Raw genomic sequence first — 18919 nt, forward strand, 5'->3', positions numbered from 1 at the left:
CCGTCGGATCAGGTGCCGGGCAGGGCGCCGAGCAGGACGCCGGCGGTGAGGACGACGTAGTTGGCGAGCGTCACCGTGCTGGTGGCCATCAGGGTGGCCGCGCGGGGCTGGCGGACCAACTGGTAGGCGATCAGGCCGGGGACGATGAAGCCGAGCGTCTGGTTGGCGTACAGGGTGGGCAGTTCGCGCTGAAGCACCAGCATCACGGTGGCCTGCAGCAGCACGCCGATCAGCACCACGGCGGCGAACAGCCGCTTGCCGTACAGGATCACCAGCTTCTGGACCACCCGGGTGGCCAGGTAGGTCAGCACCGTCACGCCGATCACGATGGCCACCCGCTGGAGCGACTCGACCAGGGTGAGGGCCAGCCAACCGGGGGTGATCATGCCGCCGGGGGAGAGGTTGGTGGTCAGGTAGCAGACCAGCGAGAAGACCAGGCCGAGCGCGATGCCGATGGCGGCGATCTCGGGGGTGAGCTCGGTGGGGATCACTGCTGGTCTCCGTAGGTGGGGGTGATGCGGTGGTGGGGGTCGTACCAGGAGTCGGGGAGCGGTTCGGGGTGGTAGACCGGCTCGGCGTACGGGACGTGCTGGGCGTACGGGGCGGGCTCGGCGTACCGGTACTGCTCGGCGTACGGGTACGGCTCCGGCTCCGGGTAGAGCGGTTCGGGCTCGTGGTACGCGTACTCCGGCGTCTCCGGCGCGTCCGGGCTCTCGTCCGGGTCGAGCCGGGCCAGTTCCTCCAGGAACAGCTCGCCCTGGCCGTGGATGTTGCCGACGGCCACCAGTGAGGAGTCCGGGCCGAGTTCGGCCAGCAGCTCGGTGGTGAGCTGAGCGGGGTCGCGCCTGTCGCCGCCGAGGTCGACCACCCGGCCCGACCAGCCGGCCGGGATGCCGTCGCGGGCGCTCCTGGTGGGGTGGCCGATCATGAAGACGGTGTCCGGGTCGAGGTCCGGGACGATCTGGCCCATCTGGCCGTTGCGTTCGACCCGGTCGGGGCGGCAGTTGATCACCACGTTGAGCGGGCGGTGGATCGCGCCGAGGCCCTCCAGCTGGCGGACGTTCATCAGCGTTGACTCGGGGTCGTTGGCGGCGAAGACGTTGGCGAAGCGCAGCCGCTTGCCGTCCGCGGTCCGGTAGCGCTCGACCGACAGCACGCCCGGGTCCGGCGGGGCGGCCCACATGCCCTGCAGCGCGGTCTGCCGTTCCACGCCGAGGAGTTCGGCGACGGCGAGGGCGATCGCCACGTTCTCCTTGAAGGTGAACCAGCTGAACCCGCGCAGCTCCTCGTCGGTGACCGACTCCGGGTCCACCACGACGAGTTCGCAGTTGCGCCGGGCCGCCTCCGCGCGCAGGATGTGCGCGCGCTCCTGCTCGGCGGTGACGCACACCCCGCCGACCGGCATCGAGCGGGACAGCGAGCGGGCGACGTCGTCCAGGGTCGGGCCCATCTCGGCCAGGTGGTCCTCGCGGACGTTGCACAGCACGCCGATGGTGGAGCGGATCAGCTTGGTCTGGTTGACCTCCTGGAGCGCGGGCATGACGGCCATGCACTCGATCACCAGGGCGTCCGGCCGGTAGGTGGCGGCGCGGCGGACGATGCCGATCTGCTCCACCACGTTGGCGATGCCGAACTTGCGGTAGACCGGCTCCTCGGTGGCGTCCGGGTGGATGAAGCGGGCCGCGGTGCCGGTGGTCTTGGCGACCGTCACCAGCCCGCCGCCGCGCAGCGCGCCCGCGCACAGCCGGGTGATCGAGCTCTTGCCGCGGATCCCGTTCACCAGCACGCGGGTCGGGATCTGCTCCAGCGTGGTGAAGTGCCGGCGCTGCTCGACGATGCCGGCCACCAGCAGCACGGCGCAGCACACCAGCAGCACGACGTAGAGGAAGAGCACGGGAGGGGTCCTTCGGGCGGGGCTCAGCGGGCGGTCGCGGAGGCGGACGCGGTCGCGGTGACGGGTTCGGGCGAGGGCCAGGACGGGGGTGCGGTGCGGCGGGGGCGGGCCAGCTCCTGGCGGATCAGCTCCAGGCTGCGGGCGACGGCGCCGACCTCGTCGTGGTGGACGGGGTAAAGCACGGTGCGGCGGTCCCCGGCGGCCAGCGCCTCGGCGCTCGCCGCGAGCCGGCGCAGCGGGAGGCCGACGACGATGAACAGCCAGCCGAGGCAGAGCGCGGCGGCGGCCAGCCCGAGCATGCCGGCCAGCACCGCGCGCCGGTCGGCCCGGTTCTGGTCGAGGTGCAGCCAGGCCACCGGGTGGGCGGTGACCACGGACCAGCCGAGCTTGGCCACGCTGCCGTTGCCGCCGAGCGGGGCGGCGGCGAGCAGCGTCGGGTCGCCGCCGTCGCGCAGCACGTCGGCGGCGGCGGACTTCTTGGCGTCCGCGAGGATCTTCCGGGCGCGGCCGTCCGGGAGGTCGCCGAAGGAGCTGTAGCCCTCGTTGGCGGCGAGCACCCGCTGCCGCTCGTCGAGCAGCCAGACCCGGCCGAGGCCCGGGCGGACCAGCAGCCCGCTGAGGAAGTCGGTCTTGAACTCGCCGATCAGGACCGGGCCCTTGGGCTCCGGCGCGCCCTCCGTCTCGGCGTCGGCCGGGGCGGCGGCGAGGGCGGCGCGGGCGGCGATCCTGGGCTCCTTGCCGGAGCTGTTGAGCAGCAGCACGCCGCTCGCGCCGAGCGCCTCCGGGCCGGTGCGGTGCGGGGCCTCGCCGGCGTGGGCGAGGAGTTCGCCGTTCGCGCCGAGGACGTAGAGCGAGCGGTAGCGGTCGTGCTCGGCGAGGGTGGCGTGCAGCAGGCCGTCGGCCTTGCCGACGGAGGCCTCGGCGAGCGAGGGGGCGAGCGAACGCAGGTCCGCGTAGCCCTCGTTGAGCGCCTGGCGGATCCGGTCGGCGGCGGTGTCGGTGCGGTCGCGCTGGCCGGCCACGACCTGGGTGGGCACCCGTACGGTCGAGTCGTTGCCGCCGAGGAACAGCAGCGGGCCGGACCAGCCGAGCACCAGGACGGCGCAGAGTGCGAGCGGAAGCGCGGTGCCGGGGCGGCGTCCGCGGGCGGGCACGGGGGCCGGCGGGCGGGCCGGGTCGAGGAGCTGGTGCCGCAGTTCCTCCAGGGCGCGGGCGATCCGGCCTGCCTCGGCCCTGAGTCCGCGTACGGGCTGCTCCAGGCGGTCGCCGCGGGTGAGCCGGCGGGACTCCAGGAACAGCCCCAGCAGCGGGCGCTGGAGGCTGTGGGTCAGGTACCAGGCGAGCAGCAGGGTCAGCACCAGCAGGGCGCCGGCGGCGGCCAGGCCGAGCATGGGGTGGCGCAGGCTGCCGGGCTTGCCGTCGACGGTGCTGGTGGAGACCACGGTCAGGCCGAGCGGGGTGGCCTGGTCGTGCCCGCCGGGGCCGGCGACGGCGGCCCAGCCGGCGACCCGGCGCACGCCCTGGCCGTCGGGGCTGCCGGCCAGGCTGCCGGAGGCCGTCTCGCCGGGGGCCGGGTGCTGCCGGCCGGCGCGTTCGCGGGCGGTGTCGACCACCGTGCGGTCGCCCTCGGCGGTGAGCTCGGCGCCGGTGGTGTCCAGGACGGCGCCGGTGGCGTCGAGGACCTGGATGGTCTGTTCCTTGCGGGTGGAGATGCCGGGCAGCCGCAGGTTGTCGGAGGCGACCAGCAGGGCGCGGCCGTCGGCCTTGGTGGCGACCAGCGCGAAGGTGAGCAGCCGGGTGCCGGCGGTGGAGGGCACCAGGACGGGGGCGGGCGCGGTGTCGGTGACCTTGGTGAGGTCCAGGCCGGCCAGCGGGACGGTCTCGCCGCGGGCGGCCAGCAGCCGGCCGGTGTCGGGGCGGACCACCACCGTGCCGCGCCACTTGTGGTACGCCCGGCCGAGCGCGGTCAGGACGTCGGCTGGGTCGGCGGGCGCGCCCTCGTAGCGGGCGGCGGCCCGGCGCAGGTCGGTGGCGCTCTCGTGCAGCCCGGCGCGCAGCGAGGCGGCGGCGTCCTCGGCGGCGTACTGGTGGGACTCCCGGACGGCCTGCGGGGTGTCGTCGACGCGCAGTCCGCCGACGGCCAGGGCGGTGATCGCGGCGACCGCGAGCAGCAGCACGACCAGCAGGACGATGGGCGGGCGGATGCCCCCGAGCAGCGGCATGTCGGCCCGGCGGCGGGAGCGGTGCTGCCGCGGCGGGTTGGGGGCCGTGCTCACGAGGGGCCTCGTTCTCCTCAGGGCTCGGCGCGCCCGCTCCGGGAGGGCGGCGGCCGGCCTTCCCGGTCAAGCGATGATCAAGAGTTGGTCAAGCCGCACCAGCGTACGAAGAGGTTTCGCAAAAGTTGTCACATGTCGGTTGCGATCGGGTGCCGCTTGGGTGTCGATCCGTCCGGGCGCGGCGCGGATCATGGCCGCGGCGGCCGGCACGGTAGGTTCGACCGCCATGGAGACTCGGGGTTCGCGACGCTCGCTGCTGCTGCCGGTGGCGGTGCTGCTGGTGCTGGCCGCGCTGGCCGGGGTGCTGACCCTGGCCGCGCGCGGCCGGGCCGAGCGGCCGCGGGTGGCGCAGAGCACGCCGTCCGGGCCGGTGCCGGTGGACCTGGCCGCCCGGGTGGACGAGTACACCGCCGGGTTCACCGCGGACGGTCCGTACACCGCGCCGGACGCGGCGCAGCGCCGGGCGGTGGCCGAGGGCGTGCTCGGCGCGCTGGACGGCCAGTCCGAGCAGGCGGGCCGCGCGCTGGCCCGGGCCGGGTACCGGCTCACCGAGTTCACCGAGGCCGCGACCGGCCGCCGGGTCGCCGAGATCGCCGAGATCGCCGACGACCCGGGCACCGGGAGCCGCGGCTGGGGCCGGGTCTACCTGGACCTCTCGGCCCGGCCGTACTGGTCCGTGCAGGTGCCCCACCCGGTGTCGGACGCCCGCACCGAGGCGCTCGGCGTGGACATGTTCCGGGCCGCGCCGGGCGGCGTGCTGGTGCTCGCCGGGGCGCACCGCAGGGCCGGGGCGGACGGCTCCTCGGACGTCGCGCACCGCTCCGACACCGTCTTCGCCGCCGTGGTCGAGGCGCTCACCGGGCGCGGCCTGCCCGGCATCCAGGTGCACGGCTTCGACGAGGGCAGCCTGCCCGGGCAGGACGCGGTGGTCTCCAGCGGCGCGGGGCAGGCCGGGCCGGCCGCCGAGCTCACCGCCGCCGGGCTCGCCCGGGCCGGGTACGCGGTGTGCCGGGCCTGGCGGGAGAAGTGCGGGCAGCTGGGGGGCACGACCAACGTCGAGGGCCGGTTCGCGGCCGGGGCCGGGGTGCCGTGGCTGCACGTCGAGCTGGGCAACGGGCTGCGCACCGAACCGGCCCGGCGCGCGGTCGTGGCCGGGGTGCTGGCCGAGACCGCGCGCAGCTGGGGTGCGAAGCCCTGACGGCCCCTGGCTAACAGGGGCGGCGCCGCAGGTCCATGACGTAGTCGTGCGGGGCGCCGGCGCTCTCGGCGGCGTCGGCGATCAGGCCGAGGTAGCGGGCCGCGGGCAGGCCGCCCTCGTAGTCGTTGAGCACGTACGTCCAGACCGGGATGTCGCCGTCCAGGGTCTGCGCACGCAGCTTGAGCTTGCGGTAGATGCCGAGCTGGACGCCCTCCCAGCGGTCCAGGCCGTCCTCGTCCATCGGGGAGACGTCGTACAGCGAGACGAAGACCTGGTCCTTCTCGTCCTCGACGACGGTGGCCAACGAGCCCTCCCAGCCGAGCTGTTCGCCGCCGAAGGTGAGCCGCCAGCCGTCCAGCCACCCCGTGCCGCGCAGTGGGGAGTGCGGGGCTCGGCGGGTCATCTGCCGGGCATCGAGGTTGGTGGCATACGCGGCGTAAAGGGGCATGGGGGAGAGCGTAGCCCGGGCGGCGGGCGGCCGGAGTTCGCGGCCGGTCCCCGATTTCGCACAGGAGCTCGGACCCCGGCGTGGCGGCGCTCCCGGCGTACGGGACAATGGGGAGCGTGACTCGGATCGTGATCATCGGTGGCGGACCCGGCGGCTACGAGGCGGCCCTGGTCGCCGCACAGCTCGGCGCGGAGGTGACCGTCGTCGACCGCGACGGTCTGGGCGGATCGGCGGTGCTCACGGACTGCGTTCCGTCGAAGACCCTGATCGCGACGGCGGAGGTGATGACCACCTTCGACAGCTCGTACGAGGAACTCGGCATCATCGTCGCGGACGACACGCCCCCCGACGAGCAGGCGGCCAAGGTCGTCGGCGTGGACCTGGGCAAGGTCAACCGGCGTGTGAAGCGCCTGGCGATCGCGCAGTCCCACGACATCACCCAGTCCGTCACCCGGGCCGGCGTCACCGTGCTGCGCGGCCGCGGCCGGCTCGGCGCCGGCGGGCAGGCCGTCGACGGCTCCCGCGAGGTCCTGGTGGACGCGCCCGACGGCACCGTGCAGTCGCTGCGCGCCGACGCCGTGCTGATCGCCACCGGCGCCCACCCGCGCGAGCTGCCCGACGCCCAGCCGGACGGCGAGCGGATCCTCACCTGGACCCAGGTGTACGACCTGGAGGAGCTGCCCCGCGAGCTGATCGTGGTCGGCTCCGGTGTGACCGGCGCCGAGTTCGCCGGCGCGTACCAGGCGCTCGGCTCCAAGGTCACCCTGGTGTCCAGCCGCGACCGGGTGCTGCCGGGCGAGGACCCGGACGCCGCCGAGGTGCTGGAGGACGTCTTCCGCCGCCGCGGCATGAACGTGATGGGCCGCTCGCGCGCCGAGAGCGTCAAGCGCATCGGCGACCGGGTCGAGGTGACCCTGGCCGACGGCAAGGTGATCGAGGGCTCCCACTGCCTGATGGCGGTCGGCTCGATCCCCAACACCTCCCAGATGGGCCTGGAGGAGGCCGGGGTCAAGCTCAACGACTGGGGCCAGATCCAGGTCGACCGGGTCTCCCGCACCACCGCCCCCGGCGTCTACGCGGCGGGCGACTGCACCGGCGTCTTCATGCTCGCCTCGGTGGCGGCCATGCAGGGCCGGATCGCGATGTACCACGCGCTCGGCGACGCGGTGCAGCCGCTGAACCTCAAGACCGTGGCCTCCAACGTCTTCACCGACCCGGAGATCGCCACCGTCGGCTACACCGCGGCCGACGTGGAGTGCGGCAAGATGGACGCCGTCGTGGTCAAGCTCCCGCTGCGCGGCAACCCGCGGGCGAAGATGCAGGGCATCCGGGACGGCTTCGTGAAGCTGTTCTGCCGCCCGGGCACCGGCATCGTGGTCGGCGGCGTGGTCGTCGCCCCGCGGGCCAGTGAGCTGATCCACCCGATCTCGCTCGCGGTGGACGCCAATCTGACGGTCGAACAGGTGGCCAGCGCCTTCACCGTCTACCCGTCCGTCTCGGGCTCGACCGCCGAGGCCGCCCGGCAGCTGCACATCCGCAAGCGGGCCGACGGCGAATCCTGAGCGTCCGGCGCACAGTTGAGGGGCGGCTGCCGATCGGCGGCCGCCCCTCGCGCATGGCGGGCCTCACCCGGACGGCGGGCGCAGTCCCGGGATATCGACGGCGCGCATTGTACGGTCACGCGCCGCTCGTGCGCGAGCAATTCCAGCTACTAGCTGCAAACGCCTGAAAGCAGACGGTCACGCAGGTTACCGTCGGTTCTGTGTTTGCAGCAGAACGTCGCCAGTTGATCCTCGAAATGGTGCGCGCCAACGGAGCCGTCTCGCTCCGAGAGTTGGCCCGCGTCGTCCAGACCTCCGAAGTGACCGTGCGCCGGGACGTGCGGGCGCTGGAGGCAGAAGGGCTCCTCGACCGCCGGCACGGCGGCGCGGTGCTCCCCGGCGGCTTCAGCCGCGAACCCGGTTACCCGCAGAAGACCCACCTGTCCGCGGCGGAGAAGAGCGCCATCGCGGACCTCGCCGCCGGCCTGGTGGAGGAGGGCGACGCGGTGGTGGTCGGCGCCGGCACCACCACCCAGGAGCTGGCCCGCAGGCTGGCCAGGGTGCCCGGCCTGACCGTCGTCACCAACTCGCTGCTGGTCGCCCAGGCGCTGGCCCACGCCAACCGGGTCGAGGTGGTGATGACCGGCGGCACCCTGCGCGGCTCCAACTACGCGCTGGTGGGCAGCGGCGCCGAGCAGTCGCTGCAGGGGCTGCGGGTCGCCAAGGCCTTCATCTCCGGCAGCGGGCTGAGCGCCGAACGCGGCCTGTCGACCGCGAACATGCTGTCCGCGAGCGTGGACCGGGCACTGGTGCAGTCGGCCGCCGAGGTCATCGTCCTCGCCGACCACACCAAGCTCGGCACGGACAGCATGTTCCCGACCGTCGCCACCGAGACCATCACCCGGCTGGTCACCGACGAGCACGCCACCGCGGACGACACCACCGCCCGCGAACTGGACGCGATCGCCGACTGCGGGGTGCAGATCGACCTGGCGCCGCTCGGCGCCGCGCCCAGCGGCGACGCCCCGGTGCACGGCACCGGCAGCGGACCGGTGCACCAGACCCAGCCGGGCCCGATGGCCCGCCGCGGCGGCCCGCCCCCCGGCGGCGCCCCACTGCCCGGCCAGCGCCGCCCCGGCGCGCACGGCGGCCCGGGCGGGCCGGTCGGCCCCGGCGGGATGCCGGTCCGGCTGGCCGAGCTGGGCCTGCCGCGCGGGCGCTGAGGCCCACCGCCGTACGGACGCAGAACGCGACCGGTCCGCACACCCCGAGGGGCGTACGGACCGGTCGGAGCCTCAGCGGCAGGCCCTGGGGACGTGTCAGTCCTTGATCTCGCAGAGCGCGGCGCCGCTGCTGACGCTCGCGCCGACCTCGGCCTTGAGGCCGGTGATGGTGCCCGCCTTGTGGGCGTTCAGCGGCTGCTCCATCTTCATCGCCTCCAGGACCACGATCAGCTCGCCCTCGGCGACGACCTGGCCCTCCTCCACGGCGACCTTGACGATGGTGCCCTGCATCGGCGAGGCCAGGGTGTCACCGCTGACGGCCGAGCCGGCCTTCTTGGCGCCCACCCGGCGCTTGGCCTTGGCGGCACCCGCCGCACCGGCCGCCGGGGCCGACGCGACGCCCAGCGAGGACGGCAGCGAGACCTCGATCCGCTTGCCGCCGACCTCGACCACGACGGTCTCCCGGCCCTCGGCCTCCTCGCCGTCACCGGCCGCACCGGCGAACGGCGGGATGGTGTTGTCGAAGTCGGTCTCGATCCACCGGGTGTAGACCGTGAACGGCTCGTCGCTGCCGTGCACCTCGGGCGCGAACGCCGGGTCGGTGACGACCGCCTGGTGGAACGGGATGGCGGTGGCCATGCCCTCCACCTTGAACTCGCTCAGCGCACGGCGGGCCCGCTCCAGGGCCTGCTTGCGGTCGCGGCCGGTGACGACCAGCTTCGCCAGCAGCGAGTCCCAGGCCGGGCCGATGACCGAGCCGGTCTCCACGCCGGAGTCCAGGCGCACGCCCGGGCCGGACGGCGGGGCGAACAGCGTCACGGTGCCGGGCGCGGGCAGGAAGTTGCGGCCCGGGTCCTCGCCGTTGATGCGGAACTCGAAGGAGTGACCGCGCACCTCGGGGTCGCCGTAGCCGAGCTCCTCGCCGTCGGCGATCCGGAACATCTCGCGGACCAGGTCGAGGCCGGTGACCTCCTCGGTGACCGGGTGCTCCACCTGCAGACGGGTGTTGACCTCCAGGAAGGAGATCGTGCCGTCCATCGCCACCAGGAACTCGCAGGTCCCGGCGCCCTCGTAGCGGGCCTCCTTGAGGATGGCCTTGGACGCCCGGTACAGCTCGGCGTTCTGCTCGGGGGTCAGGAACGGCGCGGGCGCCTCCTCGACCAGCTTCTGGTGCCGGCGCTGCAGCGAGCAGTCACGGGTGGAGACGACCACCACGTTGCCGTGCTTGTCGGCCAGGCACTGGGTCTCCACGTGCCGCGGGTTGTCCAGGTAGCGCTCGACGAAGCACTCGCCGCGACCGAAGGCGGCGACCGCCTCGCGCACCGCGGACTCGTACAGCTCCGGGATCTCCTCCAGCGTGCGGGCGACCTTGAGGCCGCGGCCGCCACCGCCGAAGGCCGCCTTGATGGCGACCGGAAGGCCGTGCTCCCGGGCGAAGTCGACGACCTCGTCGGCACCCGCGACCGGGTCCGGGGTACCGGCGACCAGCGGGGCACCGGCGCGCTGCGCCACGTGCCGGGCGGTCACCTTGTCACCGAGGTCGCGGATGGCCTGCGGCGGCGGGCCGATCCAGATCAGGCCCGCGTCGAGCACGGCCTGGGCGAAGTCGGCGTTCTCCGACAGGAACCCGTAGCCGGGGTGGACGGCGTCGGCACCGGAGTCGGCGGCGGCCTTGAGCACCTTGGCGATGTCCAGGTAGCTGGTACCGGGAGTGTCACCGCCCAGCGCATAAGCCTCGTCGGCCGCGCGGACGTGCAGCGCATCCCGGTCCGGCTCGGCGTAGACGGCGACGCTGGCGATACCGGCGTCCGAGCAGGCCCGGGCGACGCGGACTGCGATTTCCCCGCGGTTGGCGATGAGCACCTTGCGCACTGTGGCTCCCTTCTTGAACCTCGTTGAGTTTATGGATTCCTGGGCAGTACCGGCGAGTAGCCCCGGGTTGTGAACTATCCCACACGCTCGGTGATGGGATTCGAGACCCCGATCCGGGCCCCGAGGAGACTGCGCAGGTCGCGGCGGGTGGGGCCGGAACGGCGGGGGCAACGGCGGGTGACCGGCGGGCGGCGTGGCGGGACGGTGGCATGGGCCACACTCCCGCCCGGACCGCTCAGGCGACGCCGGAGCGGGCGGCGGGCCGCTGCAGCGCCTCGGCCGTCACGTCGGCCGCGACCTCCACCATGTCCGGCCCGTACGCCTTGGGTTTGACGACCCGCAGGACCAGCGCGAAGGTGCCGTTGCGGCCGTGCGCGCGGGCGAGTTCGCGGTGGTGGGAGACCAGGTAGCGCACGCCCGCCTGGTTGGCGGTGCCGGTCTGGCCGGAGACGAGGAACACCGGGCGGCCCCCGTCCGGGGTGGCGATCCGGGCCAGCAGGGTGTGCACCTGCTCGTGGTCGGCGGTGAAGTCGCGCTCGCCCACCACGACCACGTTGCTGCCCGGCTCCGGACCGGAGGTGACCAGGGCGCCCGGCAGGCCCCAGGCGAGGTGGGCGGCGGTCCGCTCGTTGCTGACCGGGCCGCCGATGCAGAACTCGGTCTTGCCCCCGATGCCCCGGTTCGCCGAGTCGTGCGCGACGATCTCGGCCCTCGCCCCGCAGCTCTCCACCAGCCCGGCCAGCGCCATCAGCGCGTAGGCGTCCCGGCGGGTGACGGTGCCGGCGTCCGAGCCCTCGCCGATGCTGCGCGGCACCACGACCAGGCACTCGCCGCCGGCCGGCAACCCGAAGAACTCCCGCACCCGTTCGACCCTCCGGCGCCGCCGCAGGGCCTGGGCGAGCCAGCCGAGGCCGGCACTGATGGCGCTGGCCACCAGGCCCAGCACCACGTTGAGCACGTTGTCGGTCATCGCCGCGTTCCCTCCCCGTTCGAACGGCGGTCAGCTTGGGGTGTGGCGCCCTGGAGACCCAACGGATTTATGCCGCAGGTCACTTGGTCCACAGATCGGTGATGCGCAGGTCGAGCTCGGCGAGCAGGCGGCGCAGCAGCGGCAGGGACAGGCCGATGACGTTGCCCGGGTCGCCGTCGATGCCGTCGACGAACGGCGCCGAGCGGCCGTCCAGGGTGAACGCCCCGGCCACGTGCAGCGGTTCGCCGGAGGCCACGTACGCGGCGATCTCCTCGTCGTCCGGGGTGCCGAAGCGGACGGTGGTGGAGGCGGTGGCCGAGGCCTGCCGGCCGGTCACCGTGTCGATCACGCAGTGGCCGGTGCGCAGCACCCCGGCGCGGCCGCGCATCGACTGCCAGCGGGCCAGCGCCTCGGCGGCGTCGGCGGGCTTGCCGAGCGCCTGCCCGTCCAGCTCCAGGACGGAGTCGCAGCCGACCACCAGCTCGCCGTCGGCGAGTTCGGCGGCGACGGCCTTCGCCTTGGCCTCGGCCAGCACGAGCGCGAGTTCGGCGGGGGTGGCGGCGGTGATCGCGTCCTCGTCGACGCCGCTGACCACCACGCGCGGGTCGAGCCCCGCCTGGCGCAGCAGCCCGAGGCGGGCGGGGGAGGCGGAGGCGAGGACGAGGGTGCGCTGGTCGGTCATGGCCACCAGCGTAGGGGGTGCCGGTTCCGCCGTTCGGGTGAACGGCTCGGGTGACGACTCAGGTGAACGACCGGGCGATCATCGCCAGGACGGCGCCGACCAGCACGATGGCGGCGAGCACCTTGCCGGCCCGCTGCATCCGCTCCTGCATCCGACGGGCCTCGGGCGAGGGCTCGTCGCGGGGGTCTGACCAGAGCACCCGTCCAGAGTGCGTCGTGCCGGGGCCGGACGCCTGAGTATCCGTACTCAGGTTTCGGGTTACCCGGGCGGCGAAAACAGTGCGGAGCAGGAAGTCGGTCTGTTCGACTTCCTGCTCCGCACGGGTTGTTCGGCGAATTCCTGCTGGCTCAGCGCGCCCAGCCCGAGGTCCGCCAGGCGTTGGCGCCCGGGTGGAGGGCGGGGCGGAGCAGGCGGGAGCGGTCGTTCCAGGGGGAGGCCGGGCCGGCGCCGGCCTGGCGCGCCGCCTCGGCGGCGGCCTGTGCGGCGGCGGCCCGGGCCTGGACCACCGCCAGAACGGTGGCCAGCTCCTCGGGGGTCGGCTGCCCGTGCAGCACGTGGATCGGGGACATGGCTGGTTCTCTCCCGACAGGGATGGGGCCTACAGGGGGATGTTGCCGTGCTTCTTCGGCGGCAGCACCTCGCGCTTGCCGCGCAGCGCCCGCAGGCCCCGGACGATGTGCCGGCGGGTGTCGCTCGGCGCGATGACCGCGTCGACGTAGCCGCGCTCGGCCGCCAGGTACGGGTTCAGCAGGGTGTCCTCGTACGAGGCGATCAGCTCGGCCCGCTTCTCCTCGACGGTGCCGGCCGCCTCGGCCTCGGCGATCTCCCGGCGGTGCAGGATGTTGACCGCGCCCTGCGCGCCCATCACGGCGATCTGCGCCGTCGGCCAGGCCAGGTTGAGGTCGGCGCCCAGGTGCTTGGAGCCCATGACGTCGTACGCGCCGCCGAAGGCCTTGCGGGTGATCACGGTGATCAGCGGCACGGTGGCCTCGGCGTAGGCGTAGATCAGCTTGGCGCCGCGGCGGATGATGCCGTCCCACTCCTGCTCGGTGCCGGGCAGGAAGCCGGGCACGTCCACGAAGGTCAGCACCGGGATGTTGAAGGAGTCGCAGGTCCGGATGAAGCGGGCGGCCTTCTCGCTGGCGTTGATGTCCAGGCAGCCGGCCAGGTCCATCGGCTGGTTGCCGACGATGCCGACCGACTGGCCCTCGACCCGGCCGAAGCCGGTGATGATGTTGCCCGCGTACAGCGGCTGGGTCTCCAGGAACTCGCCGTCGTCGACGATGTGCTCGATCACCTTGTGCATGTCGTACGGCTGGTTCGCCGAGTCCGGCACGATCGTGTCGAGTTCGAGGTCCTCGTCGGTGACGTCGGCGAACGACAGGCCGTAGGACTGATCGGGGTAGGACGGCGGGTCGCTCAGGTTGTTGGAGGGCAGGTACGAGAGCAGGCTCTTGACGTACTCGACCGCCTCCTTCTCGTCCGCGGCCAGGTAGTGCGCGTTGCCGGACTTGGTGTTGTGGGTGCGGGCGCCGCCCAGCTCCTCCATGCCGACGTCCTCGCCGGTGACGGTCTTGATCACGTCCGGGCCGGTGATGAACATGTGCGAGGTCCGGTCGGCCATCACCACGAAGTCGGTGATCGCGGGGGAGTACACCGCGCCGCCCGCGCAGGGGCCCATGATCAGCGAGATCTGCGGGATGACGCCCGAGGCGTGCACGTTGCGGCGGAAGATCTCGCCGTACAGGCCGAGCGAGACCACGCCCTCCTGGATCCGGGCGCCGCCGGAGTCGTTGATGCCGATGACCGGGCAGCCGGTCTTCAGCGCGAAGTCCATGACCTTGACGATCTTCTCGCCGAAGACCTCGCCCAGGGAGCCGCCGAAGACGGTGAAGTCCTGGGCGAACACGGCGACCTGACGGCCGTCGACGGTGCCGTAGCCGGTCACCACGCCGTCGCCGTACGGACGGTTCTTCTCCTGGCCGAAGTTGGTCGAGCGGTGCCGGGCGAACTCGTCGAACTCCACGAAGGAGTCCTCGTCCAGCAGCTCCACGACCCGCTCGCGGGCGGTCAGCTTGCCCTTGGCGTGCTGCTTCTCCACGGCCTTGGCCGAGCCGGAGTGCACCGCCTCGTCCAGCCTGCGCCGGAGGTCGGCGAGCTTGCCCGCGGTGGTGTGGGGGTCGTACGGCGCCTCGGTCATCCGGTGGCTCTCCCTGATCCATGGCCGCGACCTGTTCGAGTGCGCGCGGGCCGGAGTGGGGGCCCGCGCATGAGGGCAGGGCGGCGCTACGAACTACCGCTGGGTAGCGTAGCCAGCGCGGAGGGCCATCCGTCATGTCCTGGCGTTATGGCCATCGACACAGTGTGTCAACGCGCGTTCTGGGGGACGATGGGGCGGCCTACACCCCACGCCTGCGTCCAACACCTAGGGTCTTCCCCATGGACGCTTCCGACACCCCCCGCCGCAGTGGACTGCGCGGCTTCGGCCGCACCGGACCGTCGCCCTGGACCGACCTGGACCGTCCGCCGCTGGACGAGGAGGCGCTGCGCCACGACCTGATCGTCCCGGGCGGGCTCTGGACCTCCCTGGACGTCGTCACCGAGACCGGCTCCACCAACACCGACCTCGCCGCCCGCGCCAAGGCCGGCGCCGCCCAGGGCGCGGTGCTGGTGGCCGAGGCGCAGAGCGCCGCCCGCGGCCGGCTCGACCGGCAGTGGACGGCCCCGGCCCGCTCCGGCCTCTTCCTGTCCGTCCTGCTGCGCCCCGAGGAGGTGCCGGTCGAGCGCTACGGCTGGCTGCCGATCCTGGTCGGGGTGGCCGCGGCCAGCACGCTCGACCGGATCGCCGAGGTCGAGGTCGGGCTGAAGTGGCCCAACGACCTGCAGGTGGAGATCGACGGCGCGGAGCGCAAGATCGGCGGGATCCTCACCGAGCTGGCCGGCGGCGCGGTGGTCGTCGGCATCGGGCTCAACGTCTCGCTGCGGGAGCAGGAGCTGCCCGTCCCCACCGCCGCCTCGCTCGCGCTGGCCGGCGCCGCCACCACCGACCGGGGCACCCTGCTGCGGGCCCTGCTGCGCGAGCTCGCCGAGCTGTACCGCGAGTGGACGGCCGCCGCCGGCGACCCGCACGCGAGCGACCTGCTGCGCGCCTACGTGGAGCGTTGCAGCACGCTCGGCCGCCGGGTGAAGGTGCACCTGCCCGGTGACCGCGAGCTGGTCGGCGAGGCGGTGGCGGTGGACGGCGACGGGCGCCTGGTGGTCCGTACGCCCGACGGCGCACGCCGGGCGGTCGGCGCGGGCGACGTCGTCCACGTGCGCCCCGAAGCCCGCTGAACGGCAGTCTTCACCTCTCCTTGACCCGGGCTGATGCCCCGGATCCGGGGATTCCGTGCGAACATTCCACCTGGCAGCGGTGTGAGGCGCGCCACTGCCCGCCTGGGTGGCGGGCGGCGTGCCCGGACAGGTAGGACACGAGGCGAGTGCGGCGACCGCACGGGGACGGACCGGTGGCAGAGGACGGCAGCAGCGGCGCGACGTCGGGTACCCACGACCCCACGGTCGCGCTGGAACTGGAACGCCTGATCCTGGACGCGCCACGCCGCTACACCCCGTACCAGGCCGCGCGCGCCGCCGACGTCCCGATGGAGCTGGCCACCCGCTTCTGGCGCGCCATGGGCTTCCCCGACATCGGCCAGTCCCGGGCGCTCACCGACGGCGACGTGATCGCCCTGCGGCGCCTGGCCGGCCTGGTCGAGTCCGGCCTGCTCAGCGAGTCGATGGCGATCCAGGTGGCCCGCTCCACCGGCCAGACCACGGCCCGGCTGGCCGGCTGGCAGATGGACACCTTCCTGGAGAACCTCACCCAGTCCGTCGAGCCCGGGCTGACCCGCGCCGACGTCGCGTACCCGCTGGTCGAGCTGCTGCTGCCGGAGCTGGAGCAGTTCCTGGTGTACGTCTGGCGGCGCCAGCTGGCGGCCGTCACCGGCCGGGTGGTGCAGGCCGCCGAGGACCACGAGATCACCAGCGGGCGGCTCGCCGTCGGCTTCGCCGACCTGGTCGGCTTCACCCGGCTGTCCCGGCGGCTGGAGGAGGAGGACCTCGGCGAGCTGGTCGAGACCTTCGAGAACACCTGCTCCGACCTGATCGTCGGCCAGGGCGGCCGGGTGATCAAGACCCTCGGCGACGAGATCCTCTACGTCTCCGAGGACCCGGCGACCGCCGCCGAGATCGCGCTCAGCCTGATCGAGGCGCTGGCCGACGACGAGAGCATCCCGCCGTTGCGGGTCGGCATGGCCTTCGGCACGGTCACCTCGCGGATGGGCGACGTCTTCGGCACCACCGTCAACCTGGCCAGCCGGCTCACCTCGATCGCGCCCAAGGACGCGGTGCTGATCGACGGCGAGTTCGCCGCCGCGCTGGAGCAGAACGGCAGTGTCGCCCCGGCCGACTCGGAGGGGCCCGGCCTGGCCGAGGCGCTGTCGGCCGCCGCCGGGATGCCCGCCTCCGGGCTGCCGATGCCGGGGCCGGACGCCGGGGCCCGGTTCCACCTCCAGCCGATGTGGCGCCGGCCGGTGCGGGGGCTCGGGCTGGTCGAGCCGTGGCTGCTCACCCGGCGGCTGAAGGCGGAGTAGCGGCGCGGCGCGTCCGGAGCGGGTCGGTGCGGGGCCGGTGCGGGTACGGGGCCCGGCCGGGCGCTTCCGGCGGCCTGCGGGTGCCGAACGGTTGAAAGCCGTACGGTCTGGCGCAGCTCCTTCCGGGCAAACGGGGCATAACCGAGCGAAACCGCCATAGTCTTGGTGCAAGCGACCGGTCGGGTGCGGTCGGCCGACGGGGGTCTGGCAGGACCGAGCACAGGGAGCGAGGCGAGCCGGTGAGCAGTGAGGCGATCATGACGGACCGCGGCTGCGACTGCGGCGGCTCGCGGCGCCGCGACCCGCTGCCCGACCTGAGACTGCAGTCCGTGGTCGAGCTGGCCCACGACATGGCCGGCGCGCTCACCCCGCTGGAAGCCGTCCGGGCCGCCGCCGCCCGCGCCACCGAGGCGCTCGGCGCCACCATGGCCGCCGTCTCCGTCTGGGACCGCGAATCCGGCCGGCTGCGGGTCCTGGTCAACCACGGCGAACTCGCCGCCGGTGAGGAGGAACTGCCCGAGGACGAGTCCTACCCCGTCGCCGACTTCCCCGAGATCGTCACCTATCTGGAAGAGCGCTGGACCACCGGGCGGCTGCCGCGCGCCTGGCTGCAGACCGCCGAGAACAGCGAACCGCACGCCGGCCACGCACACCCGACCGCCGGCGCGTACTGCCAGGAACGCGCCGCCGCGCTGCGCCGGCGCGGTCGGGCCTGCTGCGTGGTCGCGCCGATCGTGCTGCACGGGCAGGCCTGGGGCGAGCTGTACCTCGCCAGGTCGATCGGGATGCCCGAGTTCACCGAGGCCGACGCCGACTACGCGACCCTGCTCGCCGCCCAGGTCTCGGCCGGACTCGCCCAGACCGAGCGCCTCGCCGACCTGCGCCGGCTCGCCTTCTCCGACCCGCTCACCGGCCTCGCCAACCGGCGCGCGGTCGACGCCCGGCTGGAGAGCGCGCTGGAGACGCACAACCGGGACAACACCGTGGTCTCCCTGGTCGTCTGCGACGTCAACGGGCTGAAGCGGGTCAACGACCAGCTCGGCCACGAGATGGGGGACCGGCTGCTGGAACGGTTCGCCCACCAGCTCTCGCTGGCCGCCGCCAAACTCCCCGGCAGCCTCGCCGCCCGGCTCGGCGGCGACGAGTTCTGCCTGCTGGTGGAGGGGCAGAAGGCCGACGAGGTGGTGGCCGTCGCCGAAGAGCTGTGCGCCCGGGCCCTCGCCCTGTCCGAGGGCGAGGGCGTGGCCTGCGGCGTCGCCTCCACCGGGGACTCGATCGGGCCCGTCAGCACCCCCGACCGGCTCTTCCGGCTCGCCGACGCCGCCCAGTACCGCGCCAAGGCCGCCCGCGCCGCCCACCCCGTCGTCGCCGGGCGCAGCCACGGCCCCGGCTTCTCGCCCGACCCCACCGTGCTGCTCGCCGACGCCGCCGACCCGCACCACCGGGCGGACGGGCGGCGCGGGCCCGGCGGGCGGATCGGCACCGGGGACCGGCGCCGGTTCCGCGGCGCCGCCCACAGTGCCGACCCGGGCCAGCTGCTCACCGCCGTCCTCGCCGCCCTCGACCGGGCCGCCGCCGCCCGGGCCGTCCACCCGGCCGACACCCTCGGCAAGCTGGCCGTCATCGCCGAGACCTCCGCCCGGCTGCTCGACGCCGTCGGCTGGTGGGTCTCCTACGTCCCGCCCGGCTCCCACCTGATGCGCACCGCCCAGCACGCCGTCTACCGGATGACCAGCGGCCCCAGCAGCACCCGCGCCGAGACCCAGCGGGCCCAGATCGAGGCCCCCGACGCCGTCTTCGACCTGCGCCACTACCCGATGACCCGGCGCGCCGTCCGCGGCGGCGCCTTCGCCCTCCGGGCCGGCGCGGTCGGCAACGACCCGGCGGAGGAGGCCATGCTCGTCGTCTCCGGCTACCGCGGCATGGTCGCCGCCGGCGGCCACAACCCGGCCGGCGGCTGGCTCGTCGAACTCTTCGCCGACGACGCCACCCTGCCCCTCGGCCAGGCCGCCTGCGCCATGCGCGCGCTCGTCGCCGTCGCCCTGTCGGGCGCGGCCTCGCCGCCGGTGGTGTGAGGGGGCGCAGGCGGAAGGTTCTGCGCTCGGGGGCGTGCGCGGGGGCGCGTTCCGGGGCGGCTGCTTGCGGGGGGCGTAACGATCCGGACAAGGACGGACCGCTGCCCGG

General features: G+C 74.0%; 15 protein-coding genes and 1 pseudogene. 6 read left to right on the forward strand and 10 right to left on the reverse strand.

Going from position 1 to position 18919, the window contains the following annotated elements:
- Positions 1-8 precede the first annotated feature (8 nt).
- The 3 genes from OP86_RS08590 to OP86_RS08600 are packed head-to-tail and all read right to left on the reverse strand — an operon-like array spanning position 9 to position 4170.
- Complete coding sequence (locus tag OP86_RS08590) at positions 9-491, reverse strand: poly-gamma-glutamate biosynthesis protein PgsC/CapC (RefSeq protein WP_030059050.1); 483 nt, start codon at positions 489-491, stop codon at positions 9-11.
- Positions 488-1894, reverse strand: a complete 1407-nt coding sequence (pgsB, locus tag OP86_RS08595) for a poly-gamma-glutamate synthase PgsB (protein ID WP_051829864.1) — start codon at positions 1892-1894, stop codon at positions 488-490. Before pgsB ends, OP86_RS08590 begins: the two co-directional genes overlap by 4 nt.
- A 23-nt stretch (positions 1895-1917) precedes the next feature.
- Positions 1918-4170, reverse strand: coding sequence for a cache domain-containing protein (locus OP86_RS08600; protein ID WP_078588733.1), 2253 nt, complete (start codon positions 4168-4170; stop codon positions 1918-1920).
- A gap of 160 nt (positions 4171-4330) precedes the next feature.
- Between OP86_RS08600 and OP86_RS08605 the strand changes: the two genes are divergently transcribed.
- Positions 4331-5368: a hypothetical protein gene (locus tag OP86_RS08605; RefSeq protein ID WP_051829865.1), complete on the forward strand. Its 1038-nt coding sequence runs from the start codon at positions 4331-4333 to the stop codon at positions 5366-5368.
- A 10-nt stretch (positions 5369-5378) separates the two neighbouring features.
- Here OP86_RS08605 and OP86_RS08610 read toward each other — a convergent pair whose 3' ends face one another.
- On the reverse strand, positions 5379-5816 hold the full coding sequence (locus tag OP86_RS08610) for a gamma-glutamylcyclotransferase family protein (RefSeq protein WP_030059043.1): 438 nt from the start codon (positions 5814-5816) through the stop codon (positions 5379-5381).
- Between the two features lie 107 nt (positions 5817-5923).
- On the opposite strand from OP86_RS08610, the gene OP86_RS08615 reads away from it, so the two are divergent.
- On the forward strand, positions 5924-7378 hold the full coding sequence (locus OP86_RS08615; protein ID WP_030059042.1) for an NAD(P)H-quinone dehydrogenase: 1455 nt from the start codon (positions 5924-5926) through the stop codon (positions 7376-7378).
- 236 nt (positions 7379-7614) lie between these two features.
- Positions 7615-8580 (forward strand): DeoR/GlpR family DNA-binding transcription regulator, encoded by a 966-nt coding sequence (locus OP86_RS08620; RefSeq protein ID WP_030059041.1) that lies wholly within the window; start codon positions 7615-7617, stop codon positions 8578-8580.
- A gap of 96 nt (positions 8581-8676) precedes the next feature.
- Here OP86_RS08620 and OP86_RS08625 read toward each other — a convergent pair whose 3' ends face one another.
- From OP86_RS08625 to OP86_RS08645, 6 genes are all read right to left on the reverse strand, one after another.
- Positions 8677-10452, reverse strand: a complete 1776-nt coding sequence (locus OP86_RS08625) for an acetyl/propionyl/methylcrotonyl-CoA carboxylase subunit alpha (protein WP_030059040.1) — start codon at positions 10450-10452, stop codon at positions 8677-8679.
- A 235-nt stretch (positions 10453-10687) separates the two neighbouring features.
- On the reverse strand, positions 10688-11422 hold the full coding sequence (locus tag OP86_RS08630) for a hypothetical protein (RefSeq protein ID WP_030257476.1): 735 nt from the start codon (positions 11420-11422) through the stop codon (positions 10688-10690).
- Between the two features lie 79 nt (positions 11423-11501).
- Entirely contained in the window at positions 11502-12104 is a 603-nt protein-coding gene (locus OP86_RS08635; RefSeq protein WP_030257479.1) for a nucleoside triphosphate pyrophosphatase, read from the reverse strand.
- Between the two features lie 58 nt (positions 12105-12162).
- A complete protein-coding gene (gene mmpB / locus OP86_RS37105; protein WP_167344194.1) occupies positions 12163-12303 on the reverse strand; it encodes a morphogenic membrane protein MmpB in 141 nt (46 codons plus the stop codon).
- Positions 12304-12451: 148 nt separating this feature from the next.
- The gene (locus tag OP86_RS08640) at positions 12452-12673 is read right to left on the reverse strand and encodes an acyl-CoA carboxylase subunit epsilon (protein ID WP_030058839.1); all 222 of its coding nucleotides are present in this window, start codon (positions 12671-12673) and stop codon (positions 12452-12454) included.
- A 29-nt stretch (positions 12674-12702) separates the two neighbouring features.
- Positions 12703-14304 (reverse strand): acyl-CoA carboxylase subunit beta, encoded by a 1602-nt coding sequence (locus OP86_RS08645; RefSeq protein ID WP_030058837.1) that lies wholly within the window; start codon positions 14302-14304, stop codon positions 12703-12705.
- A gap of 239 nt (positions 14305-14543) precedes the next feature.
- On the opposite strand from OP86_RS08645, the gene OP86_RS08650 reads away from it, so the two are divergent.
- From OP86_RS08650 to OP86_RS37875, 3 genes and pseudogenes are all read left to right on the forward strand, one after another.
- A complete protein-coding gene (locus OP86_RS08650) occupies positions 14544-15437 on the forward strand; it encodes a biotin--[acetyl-CoA-carboxylase] ligase (protein ID WP_051829866.1) in 894 nt (297 codons plus the stop codon).
- 173 nt (positions 15438-15610) lie between these two features.
- A complete protein-coding gene (locus OP86_RS32840) occupies positions 15611-16735 on the forward strand; it encodes an adenylate/guanylate cyclase domain-containing protein (RefSeq protein ID WP_030257484.1) in 1125 nt (374 codons plus the stop codon).
- A gap of 350 nt (positions 16736-17085) precedes the next feature.
- Positions 17086-18243, forward strand: a pseudogene (locus tag OP86_RS37875) (GGDEF domain-containing protein); the annotation flags it as partial.
- Positions 18244-18919 lie beyond the last annotated feature (676 nt).

The sequence above is a fragment of the Streptomyces novaecaesareae genome (genome assembly GCF_000716875.1).
GTDB lineage: Bacteria > Actinomycetota > Actinomycetes > Streptomycetales > Streptomycetaceae > Kitasatospora > Kitasatospora novaecaesareae.